The 11,380-nt window shown below is 37.7% G+C and carries 9 protein-coding genes; all 9 read right to left on the bottom strand.

The genetic code is table 11. The features are described 5' to 3' along the window. Positions 1-200: 200 nt before the first annotated feature. The 9 genes from M1B78_RS17665 to mobA all read right to left on the bottom strand — a co-directional run bounded on the left by M1B78_RS17665 (position 201) and on the right by mobA (position 11,058). Complete coding sequence (locus M1B78_RS17665) at positions 201-1,799, bottom strand: AAA family ATPase (RefSeq protein WP_257941405.1); 1,599 nt, start codon at positions 1,797-1,799, stop codon at positions 201-203. Next, positions 1,799-2,434, bottom strand: a complete 636-nt coding sequence (locus M1B78_RS17670) for a hypothetical protein (protein ID WP_257941406.1) — start codon at positions 2,432-2,434, stop codon at positions 1,799-1,801. The genes M1B78_RS17665 and M1B78_RS17670 overlap by 1 nt, the downstream gene beginning before the upstream one ends. A gap of 1 nt (position 2,435) precedes the next feature. Next, entirely contained in the window at positions 2,436-4,805 is a 2,370-nt protein-coding gene (locus tag M1B78_RS17675; RefSeq protein ID WP_257941407.1) for a hypothetical protein, read from the bottom strand. Next, complete coding sequence (locus M1B78_RS17680; protein WP_257941408.1) at positions 4,802-7,882, bottom strand: AAA domain-containing protein; 3,081 nt, start codon at positions 7,880-7,882, stop codon at positions 4,802-4,804. The genes M1B78_RS17675 and M1B78_RS17680 overlap by 4 nt, the downstream gene beginning before the upstream one ends. A 132-nt stretch (positions 7,883-8,014) precedes the next feature. Then, on the bottom strand, positions 8,015-8,707 hold the full coding sequence (locus M1B78_RS17685; RefSeq protein WP_257941409.1) for a hypothetical protein: 693 nt from the start codon (positions 8,705-8,707) through the stop codon (positions 8,015-8,017). A gap of 12 nt (positions 8,708-8,719) precedes the next feature. After that, positions 8,720-8,935 (bottom strand): hypothetical protein, encoded by a 216-nt coding sequence (locus tag M1B78_RS17690; RefSeq protein WP_257941410.1) that lies wholly within the window; start codon positions 8,933-8,935, stop codon positions 8,720-8,722. Positions 8,936-8,950: 15 nt separating this feature from the next. After that, a complete protein-coding gene (locus tag M1B78_RS17695) occupies positions 8,951-9,169 on the bottom strand; it encodes a hypothetical protein (RefSeq protein WP_257941411.1) in 219 nt (72 codons plus the stop codon). Between the two features lie 253 nt (positions 9,170-9,422). Then, entirely contained in the window at positions 9,423-10,631 is a 1,209-nt protein-coding gene (locus tag M1B78_RS17700; RefSeq protein ID WP_257941412.1) for a tyrosine-type recombinase/integrase, read from the bottom strand. A 1-nt stretch (position 10,632) separates the two neighbouring features. After that, positions 10,633-11,058 carry a conjugal transfer protein MobA gene (gene mobA, locus M1B78_RS17705; RefSeq protein ID WP_257941413.1) on the bottom strand — a complete coding sequence of 142 codons (426 nt, stop codon included), beginning with the start codon at positions 11,056-11,058 and terminating at the stop codon, positions 10,633-10,635. Between the last annotated feature and the right edge of the window lie 322 nt (positions 11,059-11,380).

Here is an 11,380-nt window from a genome sequence, read left to right on the forward strand (position 1 = left end):
ATACTTGTCGTCTTAGACGTTTTGTGGGAAAATTTACGGACTATAAGTATAATTAATTAGATACAAGTAAGTTACATACGAATATAAGAGCGGGAGATTTTTCTTTTTAGAGGAAAGGTAATAAAATATTTGAGCCTAAAATTCCATTGTGTATAAAAACACCATTCAATTATATTATTTTTTGTTGAATGGCATTTTTATTATTGTTTAATGTCAAATGAACGTTCTATATCAAGCTCTGGTCGAGTCAACAATATTGGCATTTCTTTGCGCTGCATTATAGGTGTTTCTACTGAAGCATTTTTAGCACGAGTTGAAGCCCATTGTCGTAATGCGGAAATCTGTTCCTTCATTGTTGTAGACAAAGGAACTGTTTTGCTGATTGCATCCACCAAATGACTCGCCTTTAATACAGGGGCTTCAGGATTATCAACATATGCTACGAACATTGCTTCTTTTATGCACTCTTCAATTTCTGCACCATTGAATCCTTCCGTTTTCCTACTCAGCATCTCCATCGGGAAGGATTGTGAATTCTGATTCTTTTTTGCAAGGTGAATTTCAAAAATCTTCTTGCGTTCCTCTTCGTTAGGAAGGTCAACAAAGAAAATTTCATCAAATCGTCCTTTACGGAGCAACTCAGGAGGAAGAAGATTGATATTATTTGCCGTTGCAACAACAAACACAGGAGATGTTTTTTCTTGCATCCATGTAAGGATTGTTGAAAATATTCTTGAAGTTACACCGCCATCGGTTGCACCACTTGATTGCACTCCACTCAAACCTTTTTCAATTTCATCAATCCACAATACACATGGTGCGACAGCTTCTGCCGTTGCAATAGCTTTACGAATATTATCTTCACTGCTTCCAACTAATCCTTGGAAGACTTTGCCTATATCAAGTCTAAGCAATGGCATATTCCAATAAGAAGCAATTGTTTTTGCTGTCAGACTTTTACCACAACCTGGAACACCAAGCAAAAGCAATCCTTTTGGTTCTTGTAGACCAAAGTCTCTTGCTTTTTTCTCATACGCTTTCTGCCTTTTGAAAAGCCAGTCTTTGAGAACTTCCATTCCTCCGACATCTTTCAAATTCTCATTCTTGGGGAAATAATCAAGAATACCTGACTTACGAATAATCTGTTCCTTCTCTGATGATACAGTATAAGGTGCATTCTCTCCCAAATCATCCTTTACGGCTGCAAGACAGAAAGCGAGGTCTGCTTCCATAGAAGTCATGCCGAGAGCTGCATCTACCATTCGGTTTCGCATTTCAACACTGAGGTTGATTTTACATTGTCGCTCCACTTGAACCAATGTCCGTTCCATATCAAGTCGGTCTGGTAATGGAATGTTTAAGACAGTAACATATTTTTCAAGTTCAATGGGTAGTTTATATACAGCAGAAAGGAGTATTGCATGAGTATTTGTATGCTTTGCTCGTTCTGCAATAGAGCGAACATAGAACTTCACTTTCTCTTCTTCAATGTAATTGCTGAAATCCTCCAACACAAATATATCTTTCGATATTTCCTTGTCATTATAGATGAATTTCAATACCATTTCTGCATCATCGTATTCTTCTCCGAGATATTGGTGCTGACCTTCAACCGTAATCAGATTTAATCCCTCAACACAATTCCACTTGAAAAGACGAACCTCTTTTTTCTCCGATCGCAATGAGTTTATGATTCCGTCTATCTTTTGTTTGGTACGCTCATATTCAAAACTCGTAAGATATAGTACCGGATAATATGCATTAAGCATATCCTTTATTTTTCCGTATATTGCTTCCATTACTTATTCTCAATTGTTTGGGTTGTCACTCTACGTGGTTTCATTTTGCTTAGATACTTGGAAGGTACAGGTTTCTTTGTCATAACTCGTTTGTTACCGAGCAATTGTTCCAACACATCCATAGCATCATGCGCACGTTCGTTTACATCATTTGGCAAATAATCTGAATCAGTAACAATTGTACCATCTTTCAAAATGGTGAATTTTATCTGAGCCACAGGTTCGTCTTCGTTCTTGTCTTTTGAACGACCAACCATAAAGAAACAGTAAATTTCCTCGGTAGAGGGTGTGAAATGGTCGTTGGGTTTGTAGTTAAATCCCCTCTTCTTGAATTCCTGAATGAGAGATTTTTTTGCGTATGCAGCATTGAGAGCATAAAACTGATTTTGCAGTTCTTCAACCTTCTGTGCTGCATTTGGCATATAATAAGTATTGTATGTAACCTCGTTTGTTGTAAGATTCAACCTTATTGCAAATTCGCCATACGACTTTGCACTTTGCTTTGCATCGGTGACTAACAATTCATTATCAATCACACGATATGTCCACCCTAAAGTATCACACGCAGACTTCAGTACATCCACATGCATTACTTTTGGATTACGAACAAATCTGGAAGATTCAAATCTAGACATACTACAATAGTTTATTTACTATAGAATTGATATTTGTTGGATATACAAGTAACCATTTTTTGCTTGAGCTTTTCTGAACAGCTTCAAATAGTTCTCGCTTTCTAAATAAAGTTGGAAATTTGAACAAATAACCTTTAATACCAAGAGATAAATCAAAAGCTTCGTTGTTGTTTTTAGACGATACAACGGAGATAACTTCTAATAAATCCACTAATTTAGGATTCTTTGTAAGTTCTTTTAATGATGTATTTAGTGCTTGCTTCCCAATTTCTCTATTTATAAATGATTGACTTAGCCTTGCTATATATAATGCTAATTCATCCTCTGTAGCTTCAGGGTTTTTATCTAACGTATCTATTGATGATTCTTTCTTTTCAACAGTAGTCTTGTTCTCTGTTGTTGTGGCATTCTTTGCATAAGATTCTTTGCCATGACTAGGGAAAATCTTCTTTTCACGAATCTTACCCAACAAATCCTTATTGTTATTGAGTAATTCCATCATAGCCGGGTCATCAATGCTGTTATTCTTCATTTCTATCTCAATGTTTGCCAATGAGCTTTCAATACGTTTCTTATCTTTAAGATTTAGCCCAAATGTATTGGAAGCCGCAACAAGTTCTTGGTCAAGTTTAGCGAGTTTCTGCTTTAATTCACGTTTGGTATTAGCTATCGATTTTTCCTCCAAGAGTTCTTCAATAGGCAGGAATAGCTTATGAATCTCTTGATTATTTGTCATTAGAAAATAATCAAGCCTTTCGTTTTTGTAAGTTGATACCAAAGAATCATCCAAAGTCACAATTTGTTTTTTGATTCGTTCTGCATATATCTCAGCAAATTCATATAAGTAGTCAACATACTTTTTCTTGGCGACACTATAATGGGCCAAAGTCATTTCTTCTCTTCTTATATGAGTCTGTTCTTGCGAAACAGAAAATGATAAGACATTAAAACTTCCAGTAAACAGTATTTGTTGGTCAGCTTTCACCTCAATGACGTTTTTAACATGGAACTCCGGTAATTCCACAAAGAAGAAATTGGTATATTGCTCTTCTAATGTTATAGCAAGTTGTAAAACGTCATCGTCTATGTTTTTTATCACATTTCCATGCTCATCTATTTTTACTTTTCCTGATTTTGTTTGACTTGGTGCAGAATATGCGACAAAAACACGTTTGTTCTCGTCTTGTAAAAACCTTTCAATTTCCGGACCTCTTTGATTAACAAAAACAGAGTGCTTGTTTTTTTCTACACCTTTAATCCATGGACTTATAAGCCAAATTTCATCGGGATTGTCTTCTTTGAAAATCTTTTGTAATTCAATTTCAAATGACAAAGAATCGTACAATGCTTTTTTGTGCAAACGGTCTTTACTAGACGTTTTCCGAACAGAAATAGATCGCTTTTCTTCTAAATTTTCTATTGTCTTTTCAGCATCCTCTTCTTCCTTAATCATTTGCTGTTCAGCCTCCTTCAATTCTACAGGAATTTCAGCGATAGCAGCATCAACAGCTTCACCCTCCAAAACTTCTGTATCTTCATTATTCTCGCATTCCATACGAATGCAATTGGAAAGAAGTTCGGCTTTCAAGTTATCATCTTTGTTTATTTGCTCAGCAATGAGTTCGTTCAATCCCTCTTGCTTTTCATCATAAACAAATGTTCGCACTTCATTTGTTGCTACGTTTTGTACGAAACAAACATAAATTTTATAAGATGCTTCATGTCCTTCGTTCCATGTTGCACTTTCAAGAAGATACCTGTTTTGTGGATAATGTACATCTTGTGCCTGATATTCCGCATAAGCCTTTATCTGTTCCAAATCCAGATTCAGATTATCGCATGGAGTATTTATTTCTTCTATAGCCTTTACGTTATCTCCTAAGCAGTTTTTTATGTTCAACCATGTTGGATGTGCGGTGTCAATAAGTATATCAAAGGATTTTGTGTAAGAATCAGGACGTTCTCCTTTTTCAGCATAAGCACGTCCACCATCAGTCAAAGCCAAGCAACTGTCATCGCCTTCTATGGCATTGAAACTCTGCAATGTTGCTATTGCTGTACGCAAGATTGCTTGTTCCGCTTTGTCGTTGACTACATCAAGACCAAGAATTGTTCCTATTCTTTCAAAGGAAGCTGTTTCATCAACCAGCAAGATGCCAACGATACCCTTTTCTATTGCAGTAATCTTGGCAGGGCGTTGAGTCTTGCCCGTGTAAGTCGCTTTAACAAACTTTATATCATAAGAAATATAGCCAAAAATTCTTTCCGAAATCTTCTTTACTGTATAGACAGCCTTTGCAATTCGGGTTCCGATTGGCTCCTGCACTTTTTTAAGAGCAACTTTCTTAGATTGTTTTTTTATCTTTTTCATCTTATGGCATCTCTTAATTGTTCAACACTTACAGTTTCCATATTTGCTATTGAAGCTGCGTAATTGTTATTACTCTCAAATTGCCGTTTGTTTCCCACGACAATTAGCAATCGTCTGGCACGAGAAAAAGCAACGTTTATACGTTCTATTTCCTTTGCGAATCCAATATTGTTCTTTGCATTGCTACGAACCGTAGAAACAATAATGATATTGCGCTCCATACCTTGAAAACGGTCAACAACATCCATTCTATAAGCACGACCTTTGTATTTTTTCTTTATTTCTCGACTTTGTGCGCTATAGAATGTTATGATTCCTATTTCTTTGTCTTCAGGTTTTGTTTGTGAATTCTGGAACTCTTTGTACCCATCAGCTTGTTCAAGTACTTTTAGAACCAAATCTATTGCTTTAAGCTCTCCTTCATTCTTATAACCAGGATTCAAAGCGGTTTCTGGAGTTTTAACATCAATCCAAACAGCATGAGTCTCTGGGTTAATGATAGGATTTATCGAGATACCATGCCAACGGCTACCCTTATTCTTCAAGTCTGGTATATCCATAGACTCAACTATACCGCATTTCAAACCGCCTGTTGCAGCCAATTCTTCCTGATAGAACTGCTTAATAGTATTCATAATTTGCTCATGCATACGATACTGGGTATCAAGAGTCGCTACAACTGTTTTACGGACTTTTGCTGCAGCTTCAAACAATCTCTTGAATTGAGATTCAGCTTTTTGTAATTTTTCTGCTAAATCTTTCTTTCCGATTTTCTCCAAAGCACTATCAATAGTGTTTTCGTCCATCATTGGAGGCAACTGTTTGTGGTCACCAATAACGATAATCTTCTTACCTAACACAAGAGGTACTGCCATTTCCAGAGGAGTTGCTTTACTGGCTTCATCCATTATCACAACATCAAAAAACATATTGTTGCGACTACACTCTCCGAATATATCAACATATGAATAGAAGAAGTCTGGCGAACCACAAATACTACATGTGGCAGCAACAAGATTGACATTACTTCTATACAATCGGCTAAATTCTGTTCGTGAATACTTGTCTTTTTCTATAAGTTCTGTTTTCCATGCACCTACAGCATCTGCATATTTCGGGTCATTTGAAACTTTATTTACAATGCGGTCAATCCACATCTTTGATGCATTATCTGCTGTATCAAGAACTAAATCATCTCTGACAGAATACTTATCTCTACCTTCTGTCCAACTCCGTATTATAGGTAAAGAAAAACGCCGTCCTTCTGGTTCCAGTTTTTCTGGCTTGCCAATTCGTACAGGTCTTATGCCGGCTTGTCCTTGTAGACGTTCAAGAGCATTGTCAACCGCAAGATTTGTTTGAGAAGTCAACAAAATCCTACAATCTGGATTTCTTCGAATTTCTTGCCAAATAATCTCTGCAATTACTGTTGTTTTACCTGTTCCTGGAGGCCCTTGAATTAGTGCCAGATCTTTTGCAAGAACAGACTTTGTCACTGCTTCAAGTTGCCTTTCGTTTAGATTCCCAATTTTATGAGAACGGATATCTTCTTTGGCTTCCTCTATGTTGACAACAGTTTCAGCTGCATATTTCGGGTCAAAAATGAAATTTGGTAAATTGGGATTTATCGGGCTTTGATTGTATTTGTTAGCAGGCTTTAATATACGATTCATAGCAACGCTTTGACGCATTAATTCCATCGTTTCACCCATTGCAGGGAACTGTATGTAATCTCCTGCTGAAATGCGTAATTCATTGCTCCGCATAGTTTCCATCATTTCATTGTCAACATCTATTATTGCATAATCTCGACATCTGCGAATACAAGAACCTAAATTGTAACTATTGCTTTTCAAGTATGCCTGTCTCTTCCGTTTAACGATAGTGGCTTTTGAGTAGCGACTGAAATTCAATTCTTCCTCATCAACATCACTTAATTTATCGTATTCTTTTCCATTAATGTAATTAACATTTTCATTACGGAAGTCCGATTGTAATTTACGCTCTAATTCCTGTAAAAGCGAAGGATCTTCTGACAACGACCAATTTGTAACACCCTTATTGTTGCCATCATCATAAATTATTTTAATGCCATGTATTGAAGCCAACGATTCTTGAAGAATTCTTTCTATCTCATCACGCTCATCAATATCTTCAAATGCGAACTCAAACGTCAATTGTTTCGCATCACGACTAAGTTTATTCTCTGTGAATTTACCTCTTTTATCAGACAAAGCAGCATTGACTCTTTCAAACACACTGCGTCTGTATTCTTCATCCTCACAAAGAAAATCTATTTTAGCAGTAGGACTGTATTCTGGTGCAGTAGCATTAATGGAAGAATCCAGTTGTTCAAAGAAAGTATCTTTTGTTATATTATAGTCCTCTTTCGACTTAGGAGAGAAGATAACACAAGAACGAGGTATATCAATTACGATGGAAGGATTTCCATAATAATTGAGCTTTAACTCTTGTAATACATTTTTGTTAATCTGTGGTGCAAAAGCGTAAAAGAACGTGCTCTTTACATATTGGTCTGGATAACGTTTACGAACCTCATTAAATAACCGACCGACAGTTCGAAGCTCGTGACAGTCATTGATAATCCAAGAATATGCGTTATTTTTTATTGTTGCTCCTTCAATTTGAATATCTGTATCTATTTGGTTGGGAACAATATTCACCATACAACTTGAGAATTTCATGTTGCAGAATATTTCCAAATTTACATCTAGAGGCCGTTTTGACGAAACCACAAAATGCTTTCCGTGTGGTTTTATCTGAACTTGTTCTGGAAGATATCCTTTCAACATCTCAATGTCAACTGAATCTTCTGTAGGCAAAAGTGGCATAACTATCTTTGTCGTGTTTACCACTGTAGCAATCCCATGATAATGAGTATCAACAATTTTGTTTAAAATTTCAGCAGATTTATCATTATCCAAATGGAACTCGCCATTTTCATCTTTCTCTATAACTTCACCGAAATTCACAAGTTCCTTGTCAATTAATGCAACTATCTCATTCAATTCATCCTGGTCTGAAACAATGGCGATTGATCCGCTTACAGTATTCATAGGAGTTGCTTCAGCGGAATAGCAATAATCTCTGCCTATTGTTTTGATGTTGTCTATTGTATCATCCGATATTGTCTGGTAACTATCGAAAGATATTAAACATTCTCCGTCCTCAATGCAGATTTGGGCCTTCTATTCGCACTTCCCATTTAACTCCTCAAATATGGCATTCTTTAGGTTTTGCGCATAGCTCTCCATGTCAAAGTCCAATCGTAGCGAACCGTTTTTTTGCTTGCTGACCGACTGAACTCTGATAAGGTCACGTTTATTCTCAAGAATGGCATTTAGACCATCAAGATAAGCTTGCCACATCTCCTTTATTTGAATTTCAATTGGAGGAATCGGCAATGAAAGACATTGCTTATAGAAATCGATGATTTGATGATTGTTTATAACCCAATATGTTCCAGCTCCATTGATTAACTTGAATGAATTTTCATAATAATCAACAAATCTTATTTCGCACTTCCTTGCGACATATTGATTATCTTCTTCAGGAAGTACCATGTTCTTTTGAGTAAAATGAGGGAAGCGAAGAGTACATTCGTCTTGTGACAATTGGGCTGTCACACAAATATCAACGCCTTCTATTTTTATGGCAATTTCATCTATAATTTTATTGCGCCCTTTGTGTTGACGGTGAATAAAACTGCATATATGTACTCCAGATAAATTAGAAACAATTTCATCAAATGTTATTGCGCCTAACTTGTTTTGTTTTTCGGCATCATCATTAGTGAATCTTACAAACAAAGGAAGAGCTTCACTATCTTCAACGTTGCTGTAAATGTTTGATGTGCCTTGTCTTAAATCTAATTCTGCCATAAGATTAAAAGATTATTGTAGATATACTATACTAACATTTCTATCAAATATGTCAAGTTGCGCACGGACAATCTTATCATCTTCTATCATCAACGCAACTCCATAATTCTCAAACGATGCAGCTTCCAATGGCGCACCCATTGCCAATGCGTTTTCATCAAGACCATAGCCTCGTAATTCTACGACATTTCCATCCACATTGATAATCTTCATCCGTTTGGGGGCCATTTGTACATTGTTTTGCTACAGCGGATGCATCCCGTCCATATTGTATATCGAAACTGTGTAACCTTCACCGCCCTGAATATTCTTTTCAATCACAAGACGGCGGTTACATCCATAATTATGCCCAGAAACATTCTGTCCGTTCTGAAAACGTATATGGTCAGAAGAATCAAAACTGATACTTCCTTGAGGTGGATTATTATTTCCTGTTAATATATGTTTTAGCAATAATTCCATATTCTTGTTAGTTTAAGTTTTATTCTCTTACCAAGAGACGGACGAACTGTCCTATCTTATTGATATATAGTTGTGTTTAGCTATTATAAGAATAACTTTCGCAAAACATCCGGTATTCTTTGCAAAACAAAAACTTAGAAATCGGCAAGATTTCTTGTGTTTTATGACCTGAAAGTCATTATTTTGCGTAACTTTGCATTATAATATCCGTCTCTTGGTAAGCGTTGGACTAATTCGCAAAACATCTACTATTTCACAGCAAATCCAATATTTTCTTATTGGCTTTGTCCACAACAGTGGTATCCAGCAATGCAAGGTAAATCTGCGTAGTGTTCTCAGAATCATGTCCCATGCCTTCACTGATGACAGAGATAGGCACATTACGGCTCTTGGCAATACTTGCCCACGAATGCCGACCGACATACATCGTTAAGGGTATTGGCAAATCCAACTTCTTTCCGATTTTCTTCAACAGATGGTTTACCCGATGAAGCTCGTTGGCGTATTGTTTCCGATAATCTTCATCATGTTTTGTAATGATAGGCAAGAGGTATTCAGTTTCATTTATCGGATATTTGTCAAGAATCTCTTGCATACACCTTTCCCATTTAATGAACAACTGCTGCCCCGTTTTCCGTCTGCGATAGGAAAGAGTGCCATTCTGCAAGTCCTTCTTTCTCAGATAAGCCATATCGATGAACGACATTCCCCTTGTATAGAAACAGAACAGGAACATATCACGGGCATAGTCAAGACTTGGTTTCAATGACAAGTCAAGTCCTTTGATACGCCTGATGTCATTGAGCGACAAGGCTCGTTTCATGGTTTTCTCCACTCCCGTATAGACGGACTTGAACGGATGCCGTTGCTCGGTCAATCCGTCTTCCACCGCACGGTTATAGACTGCTTTCAGAACACGCATATAGAATGATATGGTGTTGGGCGTATTTCCCCTGCCTTTCAAATAAGCCTCGTATTCCGCAAACAAATCCGCATTAAGTTGGTCAAACAAGACATCACTGTCATTCATAAAACCGCTGAAACTTCTGAGTGCGGCTGTATAGGTTTCTGAGGTGCGTATCTTCCCCAAACGTTTCAGTCTCGCTACCTGTTTACCGATGTAAGCGTTGAATGACGGTTCTTGTCTGTTGTCATAAAAGCGCATGACTATATCATCCGTTACAAATGTGCCGGACTGGGATAACGTGTGTATGATTTTGTTCAGTCTCTCCTTGTCCCACTTGATGCGTGAACCGATTGAAAGCAGATAATTGTTCCGCTCTTGTCCTGTTGATAGATGATGCAAGACAACCGTTTCGGAATGGGACTGCCATTCCGAAACGAAAAGTTTATACTCGGTGTTTATCTGTCTGACCACACGGTTGTGGATGACCTGATAATAGAGTGTACCCTCCTTGCCGTTCACGGTGGATGAGCGAAACTTGACCTTTACCGATGCCATATCAGTCGGATTTGGATTGCTCCCACTTAGCCCGCATTTCTCTTGAAAGCTCTACAATCTCCCGGCTCAACTTCACAAGGTTAATGGTACAACTCTCCAACTTGTAGAGCAACGCCATTGCCTTTTTCTCCGAAAAATGGCAGCGCAGCTCTTTGACTATCTGATTGTAGTTCGTACCAATGCCACAGAACTGGGCGTGAAAGTCCGACAGCTTAGTCGTGTAGTCCACCATCGTCTTGTCCACTTTCAGTACCTTGAACTTTTGCCCGAAGAAGTGCGCCTTGAGAAAGACGGCTTTCGCGTACACCTCTGATTCCTCGTACATCGTGAGGAACTTGTTCCATTCCTCATCATCGAAGCGCACCATCACGCAGTGCGTCTTCGGATTCAACTTGGGATTTCTCCCGTATTTACTGTTCTTTCCCATTTTCTTATATTTTCTATTTAATGATTCATTCATAGTCTAATCTCTGATTAAGAAAGATTGAAATTATCCGACTGCGGAGGATAATTCTGCCCACGGCGGTGCAAGGATTTTCAGTTACTTAGAATTATTCGGGTAACTGAAAATATATCTTGCTGTGTCTTTGAGGACACAAAAATCCTCCGCTTGTCGGATTGGTTTGTGAGTATAATAACTCATTTGGAATATCGGTCAAGCCGATGGAGTGCATCCACCGGTTTGACCGGTTCTACCGTAATCCGCTCAGAGTTTGCGCCACTGCTCGATATCCTCCCGGTAGGTTTCA

Source organism: Bacteroides muris (ex Fokt et al. 2023) (assembly GCF_024704895.1).
GTDB lineage: Bacteria > Bacteroidota > Bacteroidia > Bacteroidales > Bacteroidaceae > Bacteroides > Bacteroides muris.